We start from the raw sequence: 24,526 nt of genomic DNA on the forward strand, positions 1-24,526 counted from the left end.
TTATTTTTCTGAAAGATGACGCAGCGCTTGTGCCATTTCTTCAGCAGAAGACTCCTTTTTGGTGGTCAGCTTCGGCGGGTCCAGCGGAGAGAAATCTCCTGATTCCTCCTGTCTGCCGGTTTCTATTGCCTGGCTTTCTTCGGAAACATGCTTGGAATCGCTTGTACTTGAATACGATTCGTCAGCCGGTGTTGTAAAATCAATCGCCTGGCCCTTTCCTGCAGAATCTTCAGCAGAGCCTGCCCGTTTCATACTGTTCCACTCGATCAGCATTCCGATAAACCAGCGGAATGCAAACATAATTGCAAACAAAAATAAAAAGCTATAGAGACTCCGCAATAAAGTAGTAGTTAAAATATTGTTGGAAAAAGAAGAAAGCAACGTGATCACTGCTGCCGCTGCACCTATATATAAGTTCCAACGGATGGATCCGATCATTTAAATCTCCCTGCTTCCGTGTTGAACACTTCGGATATGAAGAATTCCCGTGGAACCGTCAAGCTCAATTGTCCTGCCATAATTTCCTCCCGTATCCTCTGCCGTGATAGGTATCCCATACTGCTGTAATATAGCTTTGCAGGTTTCTACATTTCTGGGACCGATGCGGATCGTATCTTCCCTATTGCCTAATGTGAACATTTGCGAGCCGCCAGCCAGCTTCCCAACCATGCATTCCGCCTTGGCGCCTTTCTCTTGCATTAAGCGGATCAGCTCCGGGATGGCCGTATCTGCAAATTTGGCCTTGTTGATCTCTTTGCCCACCGCAATGCTGGATTGAGGCAGCATAACATGCGCAAGTCCAGCCACTTTCACCCTTGGGTCGAACAAAGCCACCCCTACGCAAGAGCCCAGACCGGTCGATCTTAAGCTTTCCTCACGGCCGGCTACGTTCAAGTCCGCCATCCCTACCTTAATGAGCACCTTCATAAGCCAGGTACTCCCAGTGCCTGGAACAAATGAGAAAAGGTATGCGGGTCGGGGATAAAGAAAAAACTGCCCTCAAGCTGATGTCCGCCTTCCAAAAACACGGTATCGATAAATAAAGCCTGATCTCCCATCTCTCCATAGGAAAGCACCCCGAAGCTGAGAATAGCACCTGCCATGTCAATGGCTAGAGAAGGAACCGAGGGTGAAAGCTGAATCCCGGTCAGCTCTGATAAGGAAGATAAGTAAGACCCGGCAAGAATGTTGCCGATCTCAAGCAAAACGGAAAGCTCCATCTCCGTAAACTCTCCTTCCCCGCCTTCTTCCTTATTTAATAGAAGGTTCATGAGCACGCGTGCGGAAGTCTCCGCAAACAGCAGGAACAGACTTCCTGAGCATTCTCCATCCACTCTTAAAAACACGGCGACAACGGGCTGCTCGGGACCTCCAACGCTTGCGGATATTTCTTCAAATGATACGATTTTGACTGCCGGAACACTCATATCGACGGGTTTGTTCAATAAAGTGGACAAAGCGGTCGCCGCATGTCCGGCACCGATATTGCCAACTTCCTTAAGAACGTCCATCTGAAAATCTGCCAGGCGATTGATAAAGCTCATCACTAGACCTCGAATCTCTCCAGTTGGATAATTTCATCCCGATTCAGCACTTCTTTCAAATTCAAAAGCACCAGCAGCTTTTCTTCATCGATTTTGGCTATGCCATCCAAATACTTGGCTTTAATTCCGCCGACAATTTCCGGGGGCTCTTTTACCGCATTGCCTTCTACATCCATGACATCATTGGCAGAGTCGACGATAAGACCGACCTCCATCTCTTGATAAGCGACAATAATAATCCGAGTTTGCTCACTGTACTCTCTTTCTTCCAAGCCGAATCTGCTGCGCAGATCGATAACAGGCGTAACAACACCTCTTAGATTGATGACCCCTTTAACAAAAGGCGGTGTTTTCGGCACTCGCGTTATGGGCAGCATTCGTTCAATGGTTTTAACCTTATCCACATCGACACCGTAATTTTCGCTTCCCAGAGCAAAAACAATCACTTTTAAATCCTCTGCCATTTCGACAACCTCCCCATTAAGATGACTATTTGATTAAATCGTTCGGTTCCAAAATTAATGCGACCTGCCCATCCCCTAATATTGTGGCTCCCGACACAGCAAACAATTGAGTCAGGTATTGTCCCAGTGATTTCAGCACAATATCCTGTTGACCAATAAATTCATCGACAACAACAGCGGCAAGCTTCTCTCCTTTGCGAATCACAACCATTTCCAAGGTAGGGTCTGCCGATACCTCATGCACAGGGATGTCCAGTACCTCATCCAGGAAAATAACCGGTATGACATGATCTCGGTAAGGAACGAGCTGATTGCCGTGTACCTTGCGGATTTCTTTGCGGGAGACGATGGCCGTTTCCACAATTGAACTGATAGGCAGCGCAAATTTCTCTACCCCTATGCGGACGAGCATCGCTGAAATGATCGAGAGAGTAAGAGGAAGCTGTACGGAAAACTTGGTTCCCCGCCCTAATCTGGAAGTAACACTAACCTGCCCGCCAAGCGATTCGATTTTGGATTTCACTACATCTAAACCAACGCCGCGGCCCGATAGATCTGAAATTTGCTCAGCGGTACTGAAGCCCGAGGCGAACAGCAAACGGAACACTTCCTCGTCACTAAGCTTCTCTGCCTGCTCTTCACTGATTACATTGCGTTTGATCGCGGTAGCCAGCACCTTGTCTCGATTAATTCCTTTGCCGTCATCCTCAATCTCAATAAATACATGGCTGCCGCTGTGAAAGGCGCTTAACTGAATAGTCCCTGTTTCCGGCTTGCCGGCTGCTATCCGTTCGTTCGTTGCTTCCAGGCCATGGTCGATAGCATTGCGCAGCAGATGAACCAAAGGATCTCCAATCTCATCAATGACGGTGCGATCCAGCTCCGTATCTGCGCCTGTAATAACAAGCTCTACCTTCTTGTCCAAAGATTTCGCAATGTCGCGGATCATGCGTGGAAAGCGGTTAAACACGGTATCTACCTGAACCATACGGAGCTTCAATACGATGTTTTGTAAATCAGCGCTAACTCTGGCCATATGTTCGACCGTATCGGACAGCTCCGCCCTGCCAATTTCCGCTGCAAGCTGTTCGAGCCGTACGCGATCAATCAACAGCTCGCTGAACAGATTCATCAGCACGTCCAAGCGTTCTATATCTACCCGGATCGTGCGGTTAGCCGATGAGGCCCTGGCATTTCGCGCTTTATTCTTGCGGTCTGTCGCCTGCTCATCCTTCTGGGTCTTTTGGATTTTGCCGGCGGGTGAGCCAACTGCTCCTGCAGCAGCCTTTTCCTCACTTTGCACCGCTGCCGCCGCATTGGCAGCCGCCGCTTCTCTGCGGCCTTCCTTGACCTGGATCAGCATCTCCTCCGTCACACTTACTAGAATGACCTGCTCGACTTCGGATACGTTCGCTATTTCCGAGCGCAGCTCGGCAGCATCCCTCTCGCTTACCAAATAAACAGTAAATTTCTGTTCAAACTTTTCCTGTTCGATGTCTTCTACACTAGGCTCGCTTCCAACAACTTCTCCGCTGTTCTCCAAGATTCCGAATACCATAAAGCATCGTGCGGCCTTGAGCACACAGTCCTCGCGAAGCGTTACCTCGATTTGGTACACCTTCATTCCGGCGGCGATTGACTGCTGCATAACAGACAACTGGAATTCATCCAGTGACAATGTCTGATGCACCTCTCCCTTTGCCGCAACCGGCTCTCCGCCACCGACTATTTGCTGAAGTACGGCGATCAAAGATTGAACATCAGATGTTCCGCTGCCGCCTTCAACGATATCTTCTACCATCGCCTCTAGCGCATCTGCGGCCTGAAACAGCACCTCAAAAATTGCTTCGTTCATAGACAGCTTTTCATTGCGGATCATATCCAGCACGTTCTCCATCTCATGGGTCAAAGAAGCAATGTCCTCAAACCCCATCGTGGCCGACATGCCTTTGAGGGTGTGTGCCGAGCGAAAAATCGTTTGGACGATAGAAATATCCTCCGGCTGCTGCTCTAATTCGAGTAATTGATCATTCATGGCCTGCAGATGCTCTCTAGATTCATCGATAAATACAGATAAATATTGATTTACATCCAATACGTTGCACCTCCATTGTTTAACCGTTTGTGAATGGAATTCGCAAGTTAGCTTTGCACAAGCGCATTTAAGGTTTGGGCAATATGCTGGACCCTAAGCACATGAGTAGTTGCTCCCAATTCCACCGCAGCTCGCGGCATTCCATACACGACACAGGTTTGTTGGGACTCGGCAATCAGCGACTCCGCCCCGGATTGCTTTAAGGCCAGCATTCCTTTAGCACCATCACTTCCCATTCCCGTCATCAGTACGGCATGTCTTCTCAGCTCCTTGCAGGAAACCAGTGAATCGAACAGCACATCGACTGACGGGCGATGTCCCGACCGCGGACTCTCTTGGGTTAAGCTCAGCTTGTACCGCCCGGACGATTGCTTAAGGACTTTCAAATGAAACCCGCCGGCCGCAATATAAGCGGTGCCGGCCTCTATTAACATCCCGTCGCTGGCCTCCACGACCGTTATGGATGAGTTTGCATCCAGGCGCTGGCTGAGCGATTTCGTAAATACCGGCGGCATATGCTGCACGACTACTATGGGAGCTGGAAAATCGGCCGGAAGTCCGCCTAACACCTGCTGCAGAGCTCTTGGTCCTCCTGTCGACGTCCCTATGGCGATCAAATGTTTGAATAGGTCTGCCGGCTGATGCTTTGTTTCAACCGGGGATACCGCGGCAGCTGTTTGCTTCTCCGCTGATGAAACAGGTATTCGCTTTGGCTGCAAGGCCGGTCCAGTATGAATTTTCTTCACCTGGACTTGTGCGGCACCTATCACTTTGCTAAGAAGATCCTGTTTGACCTTATATAAGTCCAGGGACAGGGAGCCGGATGGCTTGGCAACAAAATCAACGGCTCCCCACTCCAGTGCCTTAATAGTTTCCATCGCGCCTTCATGGGTCAGGCTGCTCAACATGACCACCGGTGTAGGCTGTATTTCCATAATTTTTTGCAGCGCCTGGAGACCATTCATGCCAGGCATTTCCACATCCATCGTTATGACATCAGGCTTTAACCTTTGCACTTGCTCGATAGCATCCAACCCATTCACTGCAGCACCGATCACCTCTATTTGAGCATGACTCGTCAATAAATCGGTAATAATTTTGCGCATAAATATGGAGTCGTCAACGACAAGCACCCGCCATACCCGCATGTCTCCCCCTCCTTCTGTCCATCACCGCAGCTTATTTCCGTCCGCTCCCTTCATCCAGGTCATCATCGATTGCAAAAATCCCTTGACTCCCGGAAGCGGCTTATCTTGAGCGTGAGCCCCCGCCGCGGAGGTATATCGGAGTGCAAGATCCTTAATATTTTTGGCCGCTCTGCTGTTAGGGAAAGCCTTCAGCAATGGCGTTTGAAGCTTCACCGCTTTCACAACAGATGGATCATCGGCCACACATCCGAGAACGGGCAGCTCCATCTGCAAAAAACGTCTCGCAGCCAAATGCATCTTGTCACCAGTCTGCCTGCCTTCCTTCTCGGCGGTTATCCGATTGATAACCAGCCGGATAGATGGAAGGCTTGTCGCCGCTGCTCCTTCTCCAAAGGCTGCCGATTTAATCAGCGCATAGGCATCTGTTATCGCCGTGGGCTCTGGTGTCGTGACCACTATCGTTTCATCCGAAGACCAAACGAAGTGAAGCGTCTGTTCGGATATACCCGCTCCCGTATCCAGCAGCAAAAAATCTACATGTCCATGCAGCAGACTAATTTGCTCAGCGAACCGGTCCTGCTCCTTCTCGGTCATCGCAACCAGCTCGGATAGTCCGGAGCCGCCTGCTATCAACTGAATACCATGACTTTCATGGATAATATCCCAAACGGAAATCCGCTTTGTTAACATGTGATACAAATTGTACTTGGGGCGGATCCCCATCAGCACATCCAGATTAGCCAGCCCCAGATCCGCATCCAGAATCAATACGCGATATCCCATCTCCTGCAAGGCAAGGGCAAAATTCAGAGTAAAATTCGATTTGCCAACACCGCCCTTGCCGCTCGTTACCGTAATGATGCGGGTGCTTTTGGGGGGATTTTCAGGAATATACGATTTTTTTTCCATCAGCCTTCGCAATACTTGCGCCTGATCATCCATTCTCTGCTTCCCCCAACAGCCTTGCGACGATTTTGCGCTCATTTGCAACCTCGATATCTTCAGGTACATTCTGGCCGTATGTCAGGTAAGACAGCTTCAGCGGAAACTCACTGATTAAATTCACGACGGCACCGTACGATTCGGTTTCATCCCATTTGGTGAACAATACCTTATCCAGCTTGAAATTTAGAAAATGGGAGGTAATCACCTGCATATCCTTATATTTCGCAGTTAAGCCCAAAACCAGAATCGTTTCGCATTTCCCTTTTGTCTTGAGAAGAGAGTTCAATTCAGAAACGTACATTTCATTGCGATAATTTCTGCCGGCTGTATCGACAAAAATAATGTCCTTGTCTTTTAACTGCTCATACGCCTTTTCCATATCCCCTGGAGAGAAAACAACCTCTAACGGGACGTTCAGAATGGTCGCATAAGTTTTTAGCTGCTCTACGGCGGAAATGCGATACGTATCGGTAGTAATGAGCCCTACCTTCCTTTTATGCTTCAGAACTTGCTCCGCCGCCAGCTTGGCAATGGTCGTTGTTTTCCCTACCCCGGTAGGTCCGACAAGATGGACGACTTGCGTATCCGGTTCAACAGCCTTGCTGCCCGGTCTTTCCAATAACGAGATTAGCTTCTCCTCCACCTTAATCCGGACGCTGTGCTCCTCTTCTGACTGATCTGCCTCCTGCTCCTTTAAGGGCTCCATGATTTCCTCGACCAGCTCCGGCTTCATATCCTGCGCAAGCAGCCGTGTTTTTATAGCCAGCCAAGCTTCTGAAGGCTCCGGCTCAATCTGCGTTGCCTCTGCCAATTGCTGCACCAGCCGTTTCATCTGCCTGATTTCATCATAAAGCGCTGTTTGCTGCTGCTGAGCTTCCGGGTAGGAATTAGCTTTCTGCGGTACAGGGGCGGAAGCCTCTCTCTTGGCAGCCGGCTGAGCATGATTCACGGGGAATGCATTTACCCGGGATGCAGGCTCTGAATTGGAGAGCTGGAGCGCAAGCGAGCCCTCCGTCCCGAAAGCGGCAGTGCCACGATTCCCTGGCATAGGAGGTGTGGCCTGAACCGTATCGGCAGCCGCTATCACCTCGATTTTTTTGCTGCCGAACCAGCCCCATAATCCCCCTTGGCGAATCTCTTTCGTATTGAGGATGACCGCATCGTTACCTAAATCCCCGCGAATTTTGCTCATTGCTTCCGGCATGGAATCAACGACGTATCTCTTCACCTTCATATGTTGACCACTCCCACGCTCTGAATTTCTACATTAGGCTCCAGCTCGCTGTATGAAAGCACCGGTATATCCTGCAGTGTTCTTTCCAGCAGTTGACGTAAATACATGCGTATCGTTGGTGAGGTTAAAATAATGGGCTGCTGCCCGGATTGCACAGCTTTGTTAACCTGCTCATTTACCCGATGATAGATCATTTGTGACGCTGTAGGATCCAGAGCGAGATAGGAGCCCTGCTCGCTCTGCTGTACAGACTCCGCAATTTTCTTCTCAAGGGAAGGCCCCACAGTTATCACTTTCATGGAATCCTCTTCGTGGGAATATTGCTGTGTGATCTGTCTGGATAGCGACTGTCTAACATACTCAGTCAGAATATCGGGGTCCTTTGTGTACATTCCATAGTCTGCTAACGTTTCGAGTATAGTCACAAGATCACGTACCGAAATTTTCTCCCGCAGCAGCTTCACCAACACCTTCTGCACATCTCCAATAGACAGGACATTAGGAATAAGATCATCAACGAGTGCAGGGTAAGTTTCCCTTACATTGTCAATCAATGCTTTCGTTTCTTGGCGTCCAAGCAATTCGTAAGCATGCTTCTTAATGATTTCGGTTAGATGGGTGGCAACAACCGAAGGAGGATCAACTACCGTATAGCCGGACAACTCGGCGCGCTCTTTCATTTCCTCATCTATCCACCAGGCAGGAAGGCCGAAAGCGGGCTCCGTCGTTTCAATTCCCGATACGGTATGATCCTCTACCCCCGGGCTCATCGCCAGGTAATGGTTGAGAAGCAGGTCGCCGCGGGCTACAATATTGCCTTTGATTTTGATTACATATTCATTGGGCTTTAATTGAATATTGTCACGGATGCGAATCACCGGGACGACGATGCCTAGTTCTAGGGCACACTGCCTTCTGATCAAAATAATGCGGTCTAGCAGGTCGCCGCCTTGCTGAGCATCGGCCAGCGGTATGAGACCGTAGCCGAATTCAAACTCGATGGGATCGATCTGCAGCAAGCTGATGACACTTTCAGGACTGCGCACTTCTTCAATTTGCTGTTCCTCTTCGAATTGCTGCTCTTCAACTTGCTTGCGCTGCATATTTTTTTGCATCTGGTAGGCAGCGATCACTAGCACGAGGGCGATAGGCAGTGTGGACAGCAGCCCGATAGGTGTCAGCCCCAGAACAAACAGGGTGCCGGCTACGATGTATAACAGTTTAGGATAATTAAGCAGCTGACCCGATAAATCCGATGCCAGATTGCCCTCAGAAGCGGATCGAGTCACAATAATTCCTGCAGATGTCGAGATCAAAAGAGCGGGTATTTGACTGACTAATCCGTCCCCGATCGTTAACCGCGAGAACACTTCGGCAGCCTCGGCAATCGACATCCCGTGATACATCATTCCAATAATCAATCCGCCAAGTAAATTGACTATTAAAATGATAATTCCGGCGATGGCATCCCCCTTTACAAATTTACTCGCACCATCCATTGCCCCATAGAAGTCCGCTTCGCGCTCAATTTTTTGACGCCTTTCCCTCGCCTGGCTTTCATTGATCAAACCGGCATTTAGGTCAGCATCAATACTCATTTGCTTCCCTGGCATGGCATCCAGCGTAAACCGCGCAGCTACTTCAGCTACACGCTCCGACCCTTTAGTGATGACAATGAACTGGACAATGACGAGAATTAAAAACACGACCAGCCCAACCACAACGTTATTTCCCGACACAAAATTACCGAAAGTATCAACAACGTCACCCGCTCTTGCTTCAGATAAAATGATTCGGGTCGTTGATATGTTCAAAGACAACCGATACAGAGTTGTAATTAACAATAAGGAAGGGAAAATAGAAAATTGCAGAGCTTCCTTTGTGTTCATAGCTACCAGTAAAACGGTTAGCGCCAGTGTGATATTAATAATTAGGAGGATATCTAGCAAAGGAATGGGAATCGGAATAACCATAATCATGACAATTCCGATGATTCCGATTAGAATAAACAAATCCCGAACTTTCACTGTTAGTTCCTCCATTTACCGATTAGTTGACATTTCCCTTAAGCTTATAAACATAAGCGAGAATTTCGGCCACGGCCTGAAATAAATCCCCTGGTATCGTCTCATTAAGCTCCACCCGATCATACAGCGCTCTCGCCAATGGCTTGTTTTCCATAATGACTATGCCGTGCTCCTTCGCTTTCTCCCTAATTTTCAGGGCAACGAAATCCGCGCCTTTGGCAATTACTTTAGGAGCTTCCATCGCTCCAGTTTCATATTTTAGGGCGATCGCATAGTGGGTCGGGTTAGTAATAATCACATCAGCGTTAGGAATCTCCTGCATCATTCTCTGCATCGCCATCCGGCGCTGCCTCTCTTTGATCCGCGCCTTGATTTGCGGATCCCCTTCGCTCTTCTTGAATTCGTCTTTAATGTCTTGCTTGGACATTCTTAATTGCTTGGCATGCTCATATCGCTGGTACAGGTAATCGAAAACCGCGAGAACCAGCAGCAATATTGCAGTTATCAAGCCGATCTTGATTACTAGGCCCGACACGTAGTCTAAAGTTTCGATCAGCGGATAACGGGATAAGGCAAGCAGCCGTTCCTTCTCCCCCCAAACAATGAAGTACACCACTAATCCGACAATCGTCAGCTTGAACACCGATTTAAGAAATTCAATCAATGAGCGAAGTCCGAAAATTCGTTTGAACCCTTCGACCGGATTCAGTTTGTTTAACTTCATTTTGAGAGGGTCCGCTGATAGCAAAAACCCGATTTGCAGGTAATTCCCTATAAATGCCATAACGAGTGCAAAAATCAGGATAGGAGACAGCATAATCAAGCCATCGGCAATGATCGTTCCAAACAATGCGCTGACATTGGGCACAGTTACATTCATAAGCAGGAAATCCTGAAAGACAAAGGAGACCAAATGAAAAAATCTTTCTTTCATAAACGCGCCAAACAGCAGAAAGGCCAGTATGGCAAACATCAGTACGAAGGCTCCCGGAAGCTCCATGCTTTTGGCTACCTGCCCCTTTTTACGGGCATCCTGCTTTTTTTTCGGAGTTGCGGGCTCTGTCTTTTCTTGTGAGAAGGTCTGCAAATCCAATCGATATCGGAAAGCGGCAGCCAATGAAGGGAACCTCCTTCCCATTCTGGTCTCTTATTTTTGGATTGATCATTGTTAGTTCATGTACTAGGCAGAGGGAACCGCCAGCAGCTCCAGCAGTTTTTCCATATGCTCGAATAAGGTTTGGAACAGCTCAGCAAACAAGTTCCACAGCCCTGGAATAAACAGAAAGAGCATGACTAAGCCAATCAAAATTTTAACCGGTATCCCGATCACAAATATGTTAAACTGCGGTGCCGAGCGGGCCAGCAAGCCAAGGCCAACATCGACCAGGAACAGGGAGGCCACAATTGGCGCTGCCATCTGAAGCGCAAGGGCAAATGCGGTCACGAACGACTGAATAACGAAATTGGAAACATCACCCGAATAGATTTGAGCAAAGAGTTCATTGTTCAAAGGAACCCATCGATAGCTGTCAATAATGGCCCGCAGCAGCAGGTGGTGTCCATCCATAGACAAAAAAAGCAGGATCGACAAAAAGTATTTAAAATTGCCGATCATCGGACTTTGCATGCCGGTCATTGGATCAATGACGTTAGCTATCGCAAAGCCGATTTGCAGATCAATAAAAGCACCCGCCATTTGGGCTACAACAAAGAAAAAGTAAGCAATGAGACCAAGTAAGACTCCAATCAAAATTTCTCTTAGAATCGTCAGTATGTACATTCCGTCTATGACAACCGGAGTATCCTCAACCGCGGCTAGCGCCATTAGTGTAAGAAAAAAAGAAAGTCCCAATTTGAATGTCGCCGGCACATTTCGAGCAGTAAACACAGGTGCTACTATAAAGAAGGAAGTAATTCTGCAAAAAACAAGCATGGCGTTCGGCATATACAGTAAAATTTGCTCCATAATCATTCCTAGCCGATATATTGATGCAAATTGTCAAATAAATTAAAGGTGAAATCGACCATCGTCGTCAGGATCCAGGGACCAAACAGCAAAACAGCCAACAACACAGCAACAATTTTGGGAACAAAAGCCAAGGTCTGCTCCTGAATTTGGGTGGTAGCCTGGAAAATACTAATAATCAAACCTACCACAATAGCGATAACGAGCATCGGGGCGCTGATTAATAGAATAGTGTAAACCGCTTCCCCCGCTACACGGATTACAAAATCTGAACTCACGTTTTATTCCCTCCCTTGGATGGATAGTGGTCAGGTAGAGAAACTGATTAATAGTGATTTCACAACCATGTACCAGCCATCAACCAAAATAAACAGCAATATTTTAAATGGAAGGGAAATCATAACCGGCGGCAGCATCATCATCCCCATCGACATTAATGTGCTGGCTACCACCATGTCGATCACCAAGAAGGGAATAAAGATCATAAAACCCATCTGAAAGGCCGATTTCAGTTCACTGATGGCAAAAGCCGGCACCAATGCTGTTAATGGTACGTCCTGGATTGTAGCTGGCGGTTCCGCGTTAGAATAGTCCAGGAAAAGCTTTAGATCCTTTTCCCGGGTATGCTTCCCCATAAACTCTTTAAGAGGAATAGCCGCATTGCTTAACGCTTCACTCTGCTCGATTTCCCCGTTCAGAAATGGCTGCAGGGCCGTACTGTTAATTTCACTGAAGGTAGGAGCCATGACAAAGAAACTCAGAAACAAGGCCAAGCCTATCAGCACTGGATTAGGCGGCATTTGATGAGTGGACAAGGATGTCCTCACAAAGCCAAGCACAATGACAATTCTGGCAAAGCTGGTCATCATCACCAGAAAGGACGGAGCCAGACTCAATAATGTAATGAGCAGGACAATGGAAACCGTACTTGCCGCACCGGACGGATCTCCCGGATCATTCGAACCAATGTCAATATTGATATTCGGAATAGGCAAGGGAGCCGGTTCCTGTGCCATTGCGTAAGGGCTGGCAGCTAGCAGCAGACAAAGAATTGCAGTCCCGGACAGAACTAGGACTTTACTTTTCATAATCATTCTCCGCACGTTTGGCATACTCTTCCTCACTTATCCACTGCTCCACTTGTTTACTGCGTCCGGTTAAATGCGTCATCCGCTGCTGGAACACTTGTTGAAAAGATTTCCCTTCCTGTTGCGGGGCAGGCTGGGCTTCGGATTCTGGCCGTTTTTTCAACCAGCCGAATCCCTTGAATGACTCCGGCGCTTCCGCACTTTGGCTGCGGATATACTCGATCTCTTCCGGATCGTTGATTTTATCCAGCAGTTGAATTTCTCCTCCTACGCCCAGCACATACAAGGAACGGCCGATCTCCACAATCTGCACAGACTTGTTTTGGCCAAGGGCCGTGCCCCCCCATAATTTAATAGTGCGGCCCGGCTGAATTGTATTTCTTCTGGCTAAAAGCTTAATTGCAAGTAAAAATAAGCCGATAATAACAGCAAGGTACAAAATAACCTGAAACAGCATCCCCGCCATGCTGGACGGTGGCTCGCCGCTTTCCGACATGGCGGAGACCGGGGCAGCCCATACGCAGGAAACTAATCCGAGCATCCAACTGAACCTTCCCACCAACGATCGTTTATAGAATGCATTAATTAGTTTCACTAGAGGCTATCCCATCGTTTTTTTGATTGCTTCAATAACACGGTCCGCCTGAAACGGCTTGACTATGAAATCCTTGGCTCCCGCTTGTATGGCATCAATAACCATCGCCTGCTGCCCCATAGCCGAACACATAATCACTTTTGCATCCGGATCCATCTTTTTAATTTCTTTTAACGCCTGAATTCCATCCATCTCCGGCATCGTAATATCCATCGTTACAAGATCGGGCTTGAGCTCCTTGAATTTTTCAATCGCCTGATTGCCATCATTGGCTTCCCCGCAAACCTCATAGCCATTCTTGCTCAAAATATCTCTGATCATCATTCTCATAAATGCTGCATCATCCACTACCAAAATTCGATTTGACATAGTCCAACAGTCCTCCCACTATATTCGCATGTTGTCCGATTCCATTTCATAAAATGATTTCAACCTGGATGGCTATAAACTACAGATTCATTGAAGCATATGATTGCTCTTAAAGCTTGGGAATGCGATCCCACTGGTTAACGATATCAGTTACCCTAACCCCGAAGTTCTCATCGATAACAACAACTTCTCCTTTGGCAATCAGCTTGTTATTAACGAGAATGTCAACCGGCTCACCGGCCAGCTTGTCCAATTCAATAATAGATCCCTGCGACAGCTCGAGAATATCTTTGATCGCCTTGCGCGTCCGCCCCAGCTCAACCGTTACCTTAAGAGGAATATCCAGCAGCAAATTAAGATTAGTGTCATCGGCATGAGCTTGCGCCCCCGCTTCAAAGCTGCTGAATTGTACGGGTTGTACATTTACGTTGCGGACTGGTGCGGTTCCGTAACGATTAGGTGCAGGAGCTGAGGTCGGCTCTGCAGGCTTATCGCTACTGGCACTTGCTGTGTTGTCCTCAATCGGACTCTGCGTCTCTTCTATAACCGCAGCAGGCTCGATGCGGTCTGCTGATACACTTTCCGGCTGCTGCGGCGCTGCTTCTTCCCCGCCGCTGCCTACGAGAGTCCTGACCATATCTTTAGCAAACGAGACAGGCAATAGCTGCATTAAGGTAGAATCTATCAAATCCTCTATAGTCAGGCGAAAGGATATTTTAATAAACACTTCCTCATCCGGCACGCTGTCTTTGCCATTTTGATTAGCAAGGTCCATAATGTCTATCCCTGGCGGGGATATATTGACGAACCTATTAAAAATCGTAGACATCGATGTTGCTGACGAACCCATCATTTGATTCATAGCTTCCTGCACAGCACTAATGTGAATATCATTAAGCTCGGCTTCCTCCACTCGCCCATCGCCCCCCATCATGATGTTGGCAATGATTTGAGCATCACGGGTCTTAATGACTAGCAGGTTGACACCATGAAATCCTTCCACATAATTAACCGACACGGCAACGTGGGGCTTGGGGAATTCCTCCTTTAACAGTTCCTTGGAAATAGCGCTCACCTGAGGTGTAGTAATGTCCACCTTTCGGCCTAGCAATGTCGATAATGCCGTTGCTGCACTACCAAATGAAATATTTCCAATTTCCCCTAATGCATCCTGCTCCAGAGTGGACAGATAGTCTTCTACCCGAGTTTCGGAAGGACTGTTTAGGCCAGAGCTAGAGGTCTGATTCAACAGCGCATCTATTTCCTCCTGAGACAGAAAATCTTTTTTATTCGTCATCCTCTTCTTCCACTCCTTCATGGACAACCTCTGTAATTTGAACGGCCGCTTTGCCTTTCAACGTGCCCGGATTTCCTAAAAATTTCACTTTTCCGCCAATGCGGATAGCCAGCTGATCGCCAACCAGGCTGTCCAATGTAATGACATCACCCGGGGCAAGACTGAGGAATTCCTCAACCGATAATTGCGAGTGTCCGAGCTCGGCAATCACGGGAAGCTTGGCTTGCGTCAGTCTCGCGTGCAGAATCTCTGATTCTTCCTCCGACTTCGCCTTTTTCTGGGTCACAAACATGTGATGCACAGAAAGACGCTGCATAATAGGTTCAATGACCACATGCGGGATACAAAGATTGATCATTCCAGTTGTATCTCCAATCCGAGTGTTCATGGAGATCAGGGCAATCGTGTCATTGGCCGATGCGATTTGCATGAATTGGGGATTGGTCTCCAATGTTTCAAGTCTCGGCTGCAGATCGATAACCGTTTTCCAGGCATCCTGAAGTGTATCCAAGGCACGACCGAACATTCTTTCCATGATCATGTTTTCAATTTCCGTTAATGAGCTAATCTTGGCTGGTGAATTTCCCATTCCTCCAAGCAGGCGGTCAATCATGGCGTAGGCTACATTCGGGTTAACCTCGAGTACCATCCTTCCTTCCAGAGGATCAGCCTCGAAAATGTTCAAAATGGTCATTTTCGGTATGGAACGAATAAATTCGTCATACGGCAGCTGTTCTACCTGAACCACGTTGATCTGCACGAAAGTGCGGAGCTGTGTAGAGAAATAAGTGGTCAAATACCTGGCAAAATTCTCGTGGATTCTGGTCAGACTTCTCAAATGATCTTTGGATAAGCGGGTGGCCCGTTTAAAGTCATAGATGCGGATTTTTTTCTGGGCGTCTTCCTTCTTTAGCTCTTCCGCATCCATTTCTCCCGACGATAACGCCGCCAGCAGAGTATCAATCTCATGTTGTGAAAGCACTTCTACCATCTTAAGCACCCCCTTTATATCCAAACGGGCTCAGGTTACTGAAAAACCAGCTCCGTAATCCAGATATTCGTTATACTGCCTTCCGGCAGAATAGGAGCAATGCGGTCAGCGAGCAGCGATGTCAGCTTTTCCTGTCCTTCGCTCCCATTAATATCATCAGGTGTTAAATCAGCCAGAGTCTGATTAATAATCCCCTTCACTTTGAAGTCCAGATGCTCAAAATCCTCCCTGGCCTTCAACGTGCTCATTTCAAAAGCAAAGCCGACTTTAACTATGCGGTTGCTGCCCGAAAGATTCGTAATGATATCATCCATGAAGTAAGTCATTTCCTTAACTTCAGAGGGTAAAGCGGCAGCAGGCACTTCTGAGTCTGCACGCGAATTTTTCTGATCCAGAAGGTTCCACACCAATACGGAAGCGGTAAGAATCAAGGTAACAACGATAAGCATGGCTACAACGATTTGAAAAACTTTGCTTTTCAGCACCTATGTCCCCCCCTTATCCGTTATATGTATACTGCTGTTGATCCAGCCAATCGTCCGAATGTGCTCGGCGACTAATTCAATAATTTCTTGTCTGCTTTCCAGAACGGTCATTTTTTTACCTGTTGTCAAAGTGATCATCGTATCCGGTGTTTCTTCCACCGTTTCAATGAGCAGGGCGTTAACCGTAATCGGCTTGCCGTTCAAACGGGTTACGGTAATCAAGGCGTTCCCTCCGTAGTGAGCCCGGGGCGGGTTAACGCCCCTCAGCTCCTAAGTAGTGATAGTATTATCGTTTCAGGTTGACAACTTCTTGGAGCAGCTCATCCGAAGTTGTAATGATTCTGGAATTAGCCTGGAATCCACGCTGAGCAACGATCATTTCGGTAAACTCGGAAGTCAGGTCAACATTGGACATTTCGAGCTGGCCGGCTATAATGGCGCCTGTGCCATTCTCATCACTTCCAGCCTCCATTACGTCAATATCTTCAGGATGAGCGTTCGGAGTAGCGCGATACAGGTTGCCGCCAATTTTCTCAAGCCCGCCTGGATTAGCTACTTTAACTACGCCTATTTGTAAATCGGTTTCTTCGACATCCCCATCCGCATTAATCGCCAGAATCCGGCCATCCTGACCAATCATAAAGGAGTCGATCTCCTCATCTAACTGAATGATGTTGCCACCAACGCCTGTCACAAACATACCGTCTTTAGTGACAAGATTGCGGTTACCATCCAGGGTGAAGTTTCCTGCACGGGTTAAGAACGGCACTTCCTGATCCTCAGTCAGCTTGATAGCGAAAAATCCGTCGCCATTAATTCTCAAATCGAGCGGATAGTTCGTGGTCATGGCGCTGCCGGGCGTATGCATAGTATCAATGGCAGCTATCGCCACACCTAGTCCGACTTGCTTCGGGTTGACACCACCGCGCTCACCCTCAATTGGTGCAGTCACTCCGGAAATGGTCTGGCTCAAAATGTCCTCGAACATGACTCTTCCAGCTTTAAAGCCGACCGTGTTGACATTGGCAATGTTATTACCGATAACATCCAGTTTGGTTTGAAACCCTCTCATTCCCGAAATACCCGAGTACAGTGATCTTATCATGTGAATTGGCCTCCTAAATTCGAATGTTGCCACCTATTTGTGCTGCACTTTCACAGACTGCATCAATCGGTCAGCAGTCATAGGCCTCCTCGTTGAGGGCCAGCCTAAGGCATTACTATGATGGCACTGTCAATATCAGTGAACACATTGTTTTTCATGCTAGCCTGATCCATGGCTGTCACTACCGTGCGGTTGTGAATATTAACAATCAGTGCCAAATTACCCATCAGAATCAAGGAGTCGTTAGCTCCTTTGGCAGCTGCCTTGTCCACCGCATTCGCCAGCTTAGATAATTGATCCGGACCTATGTTAATTCCCCGCTGCTTCAACCTCGTCTCCGCATGATGACTAAATTTTACAGATTGCTTGTCAAGCAGCTCCTGAAAGCTTGTATTCAGCCTTGGTGCGGATACTGCCGGTTTATGGCCAGGAGCTCTGTGGATAGAAGAATGGACGGAATGCGGGTACAATTGACCTAAAGAAATTCGGTCGGTCATTGTCTTTCCTCCACAGCTCCACCATCCGTTTCACCGTCATCTTCGCCAGGAGCTTCAGAACCGTTATCCGGACCTTCTGGACCTTCTGGGCTTTCTGGACTTTCCGGAGCTTCCGGTTCAACACCATCCGGAGGCGTTACTACTCCCGGATTGTCAGCAGGCTCTGCAATGCGGACGATCTGATCCATCGAAATTTCGGTGTCGCCGTTGACTACGGCATACTGCTGTCCATCCTTAAACGTCAGCCCTTCAACAATGGCTTTCCGGTTTATGGCATCTCCGCCTGTCGTCCATTCCACCCAGTGTATTTCTTTACCAATTAGCCCCGGTGACATGCCGATCGATTGGCGCAAAAGCTTCATTTCATTGGCCATATTGGTCATTTGCTCGACCGACGTAAACTGTGCCATTTGGGCTATAAACTCACGATCCTGCATCGGCTGCATGGGATCCTGGTTGGCGAGCTGTGTCAATAAAATTTTCAGAAAGTCATCCTTGCCTAACGTTTCCTGGTGCTCTCGCTGCCGATTAACATTGTGCTCCGCATAATTAGGCCAAACGACCCTAGTGTTTACTGCATCGGGCATGAACGCTCACTCCTTCATTCTTCACGCTGCTTTACACGGTTGCATTAAATTCATTACCGTAAAGCTCCTTTTGAATGCTGCCCAGTTCCGCAACTGATGATAATTCCCCTTCCAGAAAATCGTTGTCGGCAGCTCTTCTGCTGCCAGAACCGCTAAACTGCTGAGACGATTGCTGTCTTTGCTCGTGGAAGGCATGGGACAGATTGTTGTCGGCGTGAGTGACATCGAGACGTTCGACTTGGATCCCCTGGTTTTGCAGGTTTGCCCGCAGCTGCGCCAGCTGTGTCTCCAGTATTTCTTTTCCGGCCATCGTGTGGGCGGTTAACTGCGCAGTAAGCTGTCCATTCGCCAAAGTAATCTTGACATCGACATGTCCTAAATGTTCAGGATAGAGTGCAATTTTGGCTTCAGAGACTCCGTTGCCTTTAGTCGTTAACAAGCTGCGCAGCACAAATCCTTGCAAATCACCATAGAACCGCTCCATCGTTGGAAGCGTAGGTAATGGCTGAGCCGGTTGCGCGGCTGGCTTGGACAAGGTCAACTGGAAAGCGTCTAAAGCAGCCGGACCATTCAGCGATAATGTGTCCATCGCAGCAGAGCTGGTGCTTGAAGAGCTTGCGGTTTCGGTTGTGGACAGACGTTCCGCAACCCCGTTTCTGTAGGACAGAGCCTCCAGTCGAGCCAGCATGTCCGTCTTCTGAGCTAATTCCAAAGTTGTCCGCAGCTGCCCAGCGATAGCCGGTTCAGCTCCATTTTTCCCTGCAGCTGATGATGACTTGGAAACGTCGCTGGCAGATAGCTGCGGCATCTCCGGTGTCTGCACCTTATTCCCTCCCATGGCTTTGGTGTCCCCAGTCAGCATGCCAAGTTCGCTTCGGGCTGCGGCGGTTTGAACTGATTCACGAGGAAGGGAGCTAAGCAGGTCGACCAACTTATCTTTCAGCTGGGCCAGCAAGGCGCTCTCTGGCTGCTGCTCCAATGCAGTCAAGAAATGCTGCAAAGTTTGCCTCGAGATCTCCAGGGGTATCGCTTGGACTTGGGCTTGAGCTTGAACCTGCATAGGCTTGTCCGTACTCCCTTCCATCTCGGGAACACTATGAGCAATACTTTCCATCCAGCCTGATGCTGCAAGCAAAGCATTTGTCTGAACGATCCATTCCTCAAACCCTTCCAAGCGGGTCATTGGTTCCAGCAGCTGCGGATCATTCAACCATTGAATTAAGTCTCTCAGCAGCTGTTCTGCAGCCGGCTTCTCAGCTAGCGGAAGGTTACCCTCTGATTCAGAGGTCTGCCGCAGAGCAGCCAATAATGGAAGCAATAAGCTTGAATCAGCAAGCTCTTCTGCTTGTCCTCCTTCTCTGCCGCCGACGACATCGTTAAGCACGTCAGCAAACTTTCCGTCATTGGTGTTTAACAAAGGGGAGTATCCTTGACGGCCATCTGAAGGAATGGTAAAAAACAACATTGGAGCAATTGTGCTCATGGTTAAGTTTCACCTCCTTTCGTATAAGCCGATTTCGCGAGGACAGACCATCTCATCATCTAAGGGGCCAGCCTTGCCACCAACGCGGCAGTCTGCGAATTATCCTCCTCCGACATCGCCGCTACAATTCTTGAACGCGCCTCATTCGAGGTCATTTGAAGAATATCGAGCACCTTTTGCGGGTGAGTAGAGTTCATGGCCAGTAATATAGCAGCCGCCTGTTCAGGCGCCATGCTTGCAAAAGTAGCGCCTAAGTCGTCCTCGTTAAGCACTGAGCTGCGAGCGGATGTGTCCGTCTCTGTCTGCTGCAGCCTTTCCTGCAGTGCTGCAATCTGTAGATCCTTAGCGCTTACCTGGTCTTTCAAGCCGACAGTTGCTTCAGCAGCCAGCTCCGGGTCCATTTTTTCCAAAATTTTACTTCTGTCATCCGCCCTCATTTCATTCAAAAAAAGCACTCTTTCCGACGGAGTCAAGCTCTCCATAATAGCAGCCGCCTTACTGGGCATCATTCTCGCATACAAGGAGCTGATCTGCTTAATTTGCTGCCGGTATTCCTCGTCGCTGGCAATTTCCTGCTCCTGCTGTTCGGTGAAGGACTCCATTTGAAGCATTAATTCCGCTAATTCCGTTTCCTTTTCCGAAAGCATAGCCTGCAGTTCCGCTACTTGCGTGTCACGCTCCTGCAGTTCCTCCTGCAGAGCAGCAAGCTCATCTGCTTCCTGCTGCCCGGGTTCCGAAGCCGGGAGCAATTCTTCTGAATCCTTCGGTTCAAACCAGGCTCCTACGAACGGTACGGAAGCGACAGCGCGCTGCATTTTCTCTTTGAAGGGCTCGTCGAATACATATAAATAAATCAGCGCCAATACGGTTATGAATACCACCGGCATTAAAAACCAATAGAAGAATCGTTCAAAATTGCTTGTCTCCGACTTTTCGAGTTCCGTCTCCACCCTGCTTCACTCCTCTCACAAGACGTCAGACCAGGTTGCGATGTCTGGTAGAGGCCAATTCATCCAAAGCGTCCTGCTCTTTCTTATTCATCTCCGCCAAGAACTGCCGCTGTGCTTTTTCCCGTGCTTTCACCCAAATTTTTTTCCTCCAACACTTTCGCCGAAAGCACTTCCTGTTTCTGGTCAACATGCTGCTTGGCAGCTTGTACCTCTTCTCGCTTGCGAGAGATGCGAGAATCAATGTGAGATAAATAATTTTGATAAATTAACATTTCGGATACCGTAACCTGCTGTCCCACAGCATTAAGAATCTGGTTTTGTAGTGCCTGCCTTTCTCTTCTCAGCCCTTGCAAATCCTCTTCTTCCATTTTCAATCTGCCTACAGCTGTGGAGAGCGTCCATTCCGCCTGAGTTTTTTCGCTTGATTTCAAATCCACAATTTTCTGAAAGGAATATCGAAAAGCCATAACGCATGATCACCCTTTATAAAATTGATCGATTAACCGCTCCGTGCTTTCTGCATAAGTGACTTTTTCATCGGTCTTTTGGCGGATAAACTCATTAATCGCAGAAATATATTGCAAAGAAAGGTCAATTTCTGGATTTGTTCCAGCTTGATACGCCCCCAAATTAATCAGGTCTTCCGAAGATCTATAAATAGCTAGCATTCTTTTTAGAAAATTGGCTGCTTCCTGCTGTTCGCCCGGAACAATTTCCTTCATGACCCTGCTGATGCTGGCCAAAATATCGATAGCCGGATACTGCCCTTGGTTCGCTAGTTTGCGATCCAGGACAATGTGGCCGTCTAATATTCCGCGCACCGCATCGGCTATTGGTTCGTTCATATCATCGCCGTCTACCAATACGGTATAAAAGGCGGTGATCGAACCTTTCGGTCCAGTTCCGGAACGCTCCAGCAGCTTGGGCAGATTCGCAAAAACCGAAGGGGTGTAGCCGCGCGTTGCGGGAGGCTCGCCGACCGCAAGACCTACTTCCCTTTGAGCCATCGCATAGCGGGTGACTGAATCCATCATGAGCATAACGTTCATGCCTTTATCGCGATAATATTCTGCAATGCTCGTAGCAATCATGGCTCCTTTAATGCGAATCAAGGCCGGTTGATCGGAGGTTGCTACGACAACGACTGACTTAGCCAAGCCTTCCGGTCCCAGATCGCGTTCGATAAAATCAAGAACTTCCCGGCCGCGTTCGCCTACTAGAGCGATAACGTTGACATCGGCTTCCGTGTTTCGGGCGATCATGCCCATCAGGGTGCTTTTGCCGACACCGGAACCGGCGAAAATCCCAACGCGCTGGCCTTTGCCGATCGTCAGCAGCCCGTCAATACAGCGAACACCAACACTGATAGGCTGCAGAACACGCGGTCTGGTTAGAGGATTGCTCGGCTTATTGTAAGTGGAATAAGGCGTCAATCTCGCAGATAATTTGGAACCGTCGAGCGGGTTGCCCAGTCCATCCAGCACCTTGCCCAGCAGCTCCTGGCCTACCTGTACCGTTAATGGCCTTCCCGTGCTGACCACATCACAGCCGGGTCCGATGGAATGAAGCTCGCCAAGCGGCATTAGAATGACCTTGTTGCCGCGAAAACCTACGATTTCAGCCTGCAAAGGCTTCTCATGCTTGAATGGATAGATGTAACACAAATCGCCGATACTCGCCTCCGGTCCTTCCGCTTCAACAGTCAGACCGATAACTTGCGTAACTTTACCGAGAATGGGCACCGGATCCATTTGCTGAAGGAGTTCCGTGTACTTAGCCGCATTAAGCATAACGCTCATCCGATACACTCTGATCTGCTGCGGCGGCTAACTGGAGCATAGCTTGTTTGATCTCGTTTAATTGAGTCTGGATTCTAGCATCGATGCTGCCCAGCTCAGAACGAATCACACAGCCCTGATCCTTGACCGTCAAGTCCGGTACAATGCGCAATTCAGCCTGCGAGTCAATGACCTGTGCCAGTTCCTCATGCATCGACTGCATATAAGAATATTGCTGAGGTGCAACACACAAGGTAATGACTCCCCGCTCTCGTTTGCGGGCCAGCATTTCCTTCGTTATCGATCCAATCCATTCCGGCGTGACCGTAAGCTGGCGCTGTACAATCTTTTCGGCAATACTGCAGCTAAGCTCTAGCAGGAACGGCTCGGCTTCATTAATGATATGCTGTTTCGTTTCGTAGGCTTGCTCTAGCAGCACGCGAGATTCCGCTATCTGCCGTGCACACTGCTCGTTTACTTTTGTCTCGGCTTCAACAAGGCCAGCCTGATAGCCTTCGTCATAGCCAAGCTGCCTGGCCTGTGCAGCGGCATCCGCGTCTTGTTCCCTGCGGGTGCTCCACCACTCATCAATCTCGCGCTTAGCTTCTGCTTTAAGCTTCTCGGCTTCTTCGGAGGCTTGGCGGATGCGAGTCTCAGCTAGCTGTTCTGCATCTTTAAGAATCTGATCCTTAAGCTCGCTTGCTTCTTGAATTTGCTGTGCCTCTTCGAAGGATAACGAATCCTTCGTAGAACCGGAGCGGGCCGCGTTGGAGCGGGCAACTTCCAACAGTGATTCGACCACCTTTTTCTGTTCGACGGATATGTAGTGTTCAGGCTTGATTAACCTAGACAACGATATCATCTCCTCCACCGCGTGCGATGATGATTTCTCCCGATTCTTCCAATCTTCTGATGGTGGCTACAATTCTTGTCTGTGCTTCCTCTACATCACGCAGCCTGACAGGACCCATGTACTCCATTTCTTCCTTGAACGTGTCTGCCATTCTCTTGGACATGTTCTGAAAGATCGATTCTCTAACCTCATCGCTGGCAACTTTGAGGGCGAGTTGAAGATCGTGGTTTTCAATGTCTCGAATAATTCGTTGAATGGAACGGTTGTCCAGATTAACAATATCTTCAAAGACGAACATCCGCTTCTTGATTTCTTCTGCCAGCTCGGGGTCTTGAAATTCAAGCGAATCAAGTATAGTTCTTTCGGTCCCGCGATCGACACCGTTCAGAATATGAACGATCGCCTCAATACCACCGGCGGAAGTATAATCTTGAGTCACGGTTGCTGACAGCTTTTGCTCCAGCACTCTTTCCACCTGGGTGATGACCTCTGGTGAAGTGCTGTCCATTATTGCTATCCTTTTGGCCACTTCCGCCTGCTTGTCCTGCGGCAGCGAGGATAAGATAATAGCAGATTGTTCAGGCTCGAGATAGGAAAGAACGAGAGCAATCGTTTGCGAATTTTCGTTCTGAATAAAGTTTAAGATCTGTCCCGGATCAGCTTTCCTGGCGAAATCAAATGGCCGGACTTGCAGCGTGGCTGTCAGACGGTTGATAATATCCATCGCCTTTTGCGAACCCAGAGCCTTTTCCAATATTTCTTTGGCGTAAGTGATCCCGCCCTGGGATAAATATTCTTGGGCAAGACAGATCTGATGAAACTCATTCAGGATAGATTCCTTTTCAATCGATTCGACTTTTCGGACGTTTGCTATTTCAAGCGTGAGCTGCTCAATTTCTTCTTCGCGCAAGTGTTTAAAAACTTGGGCGGATACTTCAGGTCCTAGACTGATCAGAAGTATGGCGGCTTTTTGTCTACCTGTTAATGGTTGGGAAGATACGGCTTTTACCAATTTATGACCACCT

Annotated in this window: 28 protein-coding genes; all 28 read right to left on the reverse strand. The window is 48.4% G+C overall.

The window, feature by feature from the left end:
- A complete protein-coding gene (locus tag PSHG_RS03465; protein WP_010269504.1) occupies positions 1-438 on the reverse strand; it encodes a hypothetical protein in 438 nt (145 codons plus the stop codon).
- Positions 439-927 carry a chemotaxis protein CheD gene (locus PSHG_RS03470; protein WP_010269507.1) on the reverse strand — a complete coding sequence of 163 codons (489 nt, stop codon included), beginning with the start codon at positions 925-927 and terminating at the stop codon, positions 439-441.
- A complete protein-coding gene (locus PSHG_RS03475) occupies positions 924-1,544 on the reverse strand; it encodes a chemotaxis protein CheC (protein WP_010269510.1) in 621 nt (206 codons plus the stop codon). Before PSHG_RS03475 ends, PSHG_RS03470 begins: the two co-directional genes overlap by 4 nt.
- Positions 1,545-1,546: 2 nt before the next feature.
- Positions 1,547-2,008 (reverse strand): chemotaxis protein CheW, encoded by a 462-nt coding sequence (locus tag PSHG_RS03480; RefSeq protein ID WP_010269513.1) that lies wholly within the window; start codon positions 2,006-2,008, stop codon positions 1,547-1,549.
- Positions 2,009-2,033: 25 nt separating this feature from the next.
- Positions 2,034-4,103: a chemotaxis protein CheA gene (locus tag PSHG_RS03485; protein WP_010269514.1), complete on the reverse strand. Its 2,070-nt coding sequence runs from the start codon at positions 4,101-4,103 to the stop codon at positions 2,034-2,036.
- Positions 4,104-4,150: 47 nt separating this feature from the next.
- A complete protein-coding gene (locus tag PSHG_RS03490; protein ID WP_010269516.1) occupies positions 4,151-5,251 on the reverse strand; it encodes a protein-glutamate methylesterase/protein-glutamine glutaminase in 1,101 nt (366 codons plus the stop codon).
- Between the two features lie 21 nt (positions 5,252-5,272).
- Entirely contained in the window at positions 5,273-6,193 is a 921-nt protein-coding gene (locus tag PSHG_RS03495) for a MinD/ParA family protein (protein ID WP_010269521.1), read from the reverse strand.
- Positions 6,186-7,430: a flagellar biosynthesis protein FlhF gene (gene flhF / locus PSHG_RS03500; RefSeq protein WP_010269524.1), complete on the reverse strand. Its 1,245-nt coding sequence runs from the start codon at positions 7,428-7,430 to the stop codon at positions 6,186-6,188. Before flhF ends, PSHG_RS03495 begins: the two co-directional genes overlap by 8 nt.
- Positions 7,427-9,457 carry a flagellar biosynthesis protein FlhA gene (gene flhA / locus PSHG_RS03505; RefSeq protein WP_010269527.1) on the reverse strand — a complete coding sequence of 677 codons (2,031 nt, stop codon included), beginning with the start codon at positions 9,455-9,457 and terminating at the stop codon, positions 7,427-7,429. Before flhA ends, flhF begins: the two co-directional genes overlap by 4 nt.
- Before the next feature lie 22 nt (positions 9,458-9,479).
- Positions 9,480-10,574, reverse strand: a complete 1,095-nt coding sequence (gene flhB / locus PSHG_RS03510) for a flagellar biosynthesis protein FlhB (protein ID WP_010269530.1) — start codon at positions 10,572-10,574, stop codon at positions 9,480-9,482.
- A gap of 63 nt (positions 10,575-10,637) precedes the next feature.
- Complete coding sequence (gene fliR, locus PSHG_RS03515; RefSeq protein WP_010269531.1) at positions 10,638-11,423, reverse strand: flagellar biosynthetic protein FliR; 786 nt, start codon at positions 11,421-11,423, stop codon at positions 10,638-10,640.
- A gap of 8 nt (positions 11,424-11,431) precedes the next feature.
- Positions 11,432-11,701: a flagellar biosynthesis protein FliQ gene (gene fliQ / locus PSHG_RS03520; protein WP_010269536.1), complete on the reverse strand. Its 270-nt coding sequence runs from the start codon at positions 11,699-11,701 to the stop codon at positions 11,432-11,434.
- Positions 11,702-11,731: 30 nt separating this feature from the next.
- Positions 11,732-12,511 (reverse strand): flagellar type III secretion system pore protein FliP, encoded by a 780-nt coding sequence (gene fliP, locus PSHG_RS03525; protein ID WP_026021173.1) that lies wholly within the window; start codon positions 12,509-12,511, stop codon positions 11,732-11,734.
- Positions 12,501-13,052 (reverse strand): flagellar biosynthetic protein FliO, encoded by a 552-nt coding sequence (locus PSHG_RS03530; protein ID WP_010269539.1) that lies wholly within the window; start codon positions 13,050-13,052, stop codon positions 12,501-12,503. Before PSHG_RS03530 ends, fliP begins: the two co-directional genes overlap by 11 nt.
- Before the next feature lie 60 nt (positions 13,053-13,112).
- Complete coding sequence (locus PSHG_RS03535; protein WP_010269541.1) at positions 13,113-13,475, reverse strand: response regulator; 363 nt, start codon at positions 13,473-13,475, stop codon at positions 13,113-13,115.
- Between the two features lie 109 nt (positions 13,476-13,584).
- Positions 13,585-14,772 (reverse strand): flagellar motor switch phosphatase FliY, encoded by a 1,188-nt coding sequence (gene fliY / locus PSHG_RS03540; RefSeq protein WP_010269543.1) that lies wholly within the window; start codon positions 14,770-14,772, stop codon positions 13,585-13,587.
- Positions 14,762-15,763, reverse strand: coding sequence for a flagellar motor switch protein FliM (fliM, locus tag PSHG_RS03545; protein WP_010269545.1), 1,002 nt, complete (start codon positions 15,761-15,763; stop codon positions 14,762-14,764). The genes fliY and fliM overlap by 11 nt, the downstream gene beginning before the upstream one ends.
- A gap of 35 nt (positions 15,764-15,798) precedes the next feature.
- Positions 15,799-16,248, reverse strand: a complete 450-nt coding sequence (locus tag PSHG_RS03550; RefSeq protein ID WP_010269548.1) for a flagellar basal body-associated FliL family protein — start codon at positions 16,246-16,248, stop codon at positions 15,799-15,801.
- Positions 16,249-16,470, reverse strand: a complete 222-nt coding sequence (locus PSHG_RS03555; protein ID WP_010269550.1) for a flagellar FlbD family protein — start codon at positions 16,468-16,470, stop codon at positions 16,249-16,251.
- A 64-nt stretch (positions 16,471-16,534) separates the two neighbouring features.
- Positions 16,535-17,353 (reverse strand): flagellar basal body rod protein FlgG, encoded by an 819-nt coding sequence (gene flgG / locus PSHG_RS03560; RefSeq protein WP_010269553.1) that lies wholly within the window; start codon positions 17,351-17,353, stop codon positions 16,535-16,537.
- 104 nt (positions 17,354-17,457) lie between these two features.
- Positions 17,458-17,850 (reverse strand): TIGR02530 family flagellar biosynthesis protein, encoded by a 393-nt coding sequence (locus tag PSHG_RS03565; RefSeq protein ID WP_010269556.1) that lies wholly within the window; start codon positions 17,848-17,850, stop codon positions 17,458-17,460.
- Positions 17,847-18,437, reverse strand: a complete 591-nt coding sequence (flgD, locus tag PSHG_RS26510; protein WP_010269560.1) for a flagellar hook assembly protein FlgD — start codon at positions 18,435-18,437, stop codon at positions 17,847-17,849. Before flgD ends, PSHG_RS03565 begins: the two co-directional genes overlap by 4 nt.
- A 31-nt stretch (positions 18,438-18,468) precedes the next feature.
- Entirely contained in the window at positions 18,469-19,920 is a 1,452-nt protein-coding gene (locus PSHG_RS29165; RefSeq protein WP_010269565.1) for a flagellar hook-length control protein FliK, read from the reverse strand.
- A gap of 59 nt (positions 19,921-19,979) precedes the next feature.
- Complete coding sequence (locus tag PSHG_RS03580) at positions 19,980-20,870, reverse strand: magnesium transporter MgtE N-terminal domain-containing protein (RefSeq protein ID WP_010269569.1); 891 nt, start codon at positions 20,868-20,870, stop codon at positions 19,980-19,982.
- Positions 20,871-20,953: 83 nt separating this feature from the next.
- Positions 20,954-21,337, reverse strand: coding sequence for a flagellar export protein FliJ (gene fliJ / locus PSHG_RS26520; protein WP_010269571.1), 384 nt, complete (start codon positions 21,335-21,337; stop codon positions 20,954-20,956).
- A 9-nt stretch (positions 21,338-21,346) separates the two neighbouring features.
- Entirely contained in the window at positions 21,347-22,669 is a 1,323-nt protein-coding gene (fliI, locus tag PSHG_RS03590; protein ID WP_010269574.1) for a flagellar protein export ATPase FliI, read from the reverse strand.
- Entirely contained in the window at positions 22,653-23,501 is an 849-nt protein-coding gene (locus PSHG_RS03595; protein WP_010269576.1) for a FliH/SctL family protein, read from the reverse strand. Before PSHG_RS03595 ends, fliI begins: the two co-directional genes overlap by 17 nt.
- Positions 23,494-24,513: a flagellar motor switch protein FliG gene (fliG, locus tag PSHG_RS03600; protein ID WP_010269579.1), complete on the reverse strand. Its 1,020-nt coding sequence runs from the start codon at positions 24,511-24,513 to the stop codon at positions 23,494-23,496. The genes PSHG_RS03595 and fliG overlap by 8 nt, the downstream gene beginning before the upstream one ends.
- Positions 24,514-24,526: the final 13 nt, after the last annotated feature.

The sequence above is a fragment of the Paenibacillus senegalensis JC66 genome (assembly GCF_000285515.1).
Taxonomy (GTDB): Bacteria; Bacillota; Bacilli; order Paenibacillales; family NBRC-103111; genus Paenibacillus_L; species Paenibacillus_L senegalensis.

What these genes read in the sequence shown, in the direction of transcription:
- flhF (WP_010269524.1), bottom strand. Translation starts at nt 7,430, where the DNA reads ATGAAGGTGAAGAGATACGTCGTTGATTCCATGCCGGAAGCAATGAGC.
- PSHG_RS03535 (WP_010269541.1), bottom strand. Translation starts at nt 13,475, where the DNA reads ATGTCAAATCGAATTTTGGTAGTGGATGATGCAGCATTTATGAGAATG.
- fliP (WP_026021173.1), bottom strand. Translation starts at nt 12,511, where the DNA reads ATGAAAAGTAAAGTCCTAGTTCTGTCCGGGACTGCAATTCTTTGTCTG.
- fliY (WP_010269543.1), bottom strand. Translation starts at nt 14,772, where the DNA reads ATGACGAATAAAAAAGATTTTCTGTCTCAGGAGGAAATAGATGCGCTG.
- PSHG_RS03490 (WP_010269516.1), bottom strand. Translation starts at nt 5,251, where the DNA reads ATGCGGGTATGGCGGGTGCTTGTCGTTGACGACTCCATATTTATGCGC.
- PSHG_RS03530 (WP_010269539.1), bottom strand. Translation starts at nt 13,052, where the DNA reads ATGCTCGGATTAGTTTCCTGCGTATGGGCTGCCCCGGTCTCCGCCATG.
- PSHG_RS03475 (WP_010269510.1), bottom strand. Translation starts at nt 1,544, where the DNA reads ATGAGCTTTATCAATCGCCTGGCAGATTTTCAGATGGACGTTCTTAAG.
- PSHG_RS29165 (WP_010269565.1), bottom strand. Translation starts at nt 19,920, where the DNA reads ATGAGCACAATTGCTCCAATGTTGTTTTTTACCATTCCTTCAGATGGC.
- PSHG_RS03480 (WP_010269513.1), bottom strand. Translation starts at nt 2,008, where the DNA reads ATGGCAGAGGATTTAAAAGTGATTGTTTTTGCTCTGGGAAGCGAAAAT.
- PSHG_RS03470 (WP_010269507.1), bottom strand. Translation starts at nt 927, where the DNA reads ATGAAGGTGCTCATTAAGGTAGGGATGGCGGACTTGAACGTAGCCGGC.
- PSHG_RS03565 (WP_010269556.1), bottom strand. Translation starts at nt 17,850, where the DNA reads ATGACCGACCGAATTTCTTTAGGTCAATTGTACCCGCATTCCGTCCAT.
- fliI (WP_010269574.1), bottom strand. Translation starts at nt 22,669, where the DNA reads ATGAGCGTTATGCTTAATGCGGCTAAGTACACGGAACTCCTTCAGCAA.
- PSHG_RS03465 (WP_010269504.1), bottom strand. Translation starts at nt 438, where the DNA reads ATGATCGGATCCATCCGTTGGAACTTATATATAGGTGCAGCGGCAGCA.
- fliR (WP_010269531.1), bottom strand. Translation starts at nt 11,423, where the DNA reads ATGGAGCAAATTTTACTGTATATGCCGAACGCCATGCTTGTTTTTTGC.
- PSHG_RS03495 (WP_010269521.1), bottom strand. Translation starts at nt 6,193, where the DNA reads ATGGATGATCAGGCGCAAGTATTGCGAAGGCTGATGGAAAAAAAATCG.
- flgD (WP_010269560.1), bottom strand. Translation starts at nt 18,437, where the DNA reads ATGCCCGATGCAGTAAACACTAGGGTCGTTTGGCCTAATTATGCGGAG.
- fliJ (WP_010269571.1), bottom strand. Translation starts at nt 21,337, where the DNA reads ATGGCTTTTCGATATTCCTTTCAGAAAATTGTGGATTTGAAATCAAGC.
- flgG (WP_010269553.1), bottom strand. Translation starts at nt 17,353, where the DNA reads ATGATAAGATCACTGTACTCGGGTATTTCGGGAATGAGAGGGTTTCAA.
- fliM (WP_010269545.1), bottom strand. Translation starts at nt 15,763, where the DNA reads ATGGTAGAAGTGCTTTCACAACATGAGATTGATACTCTGCTGGCGGCG.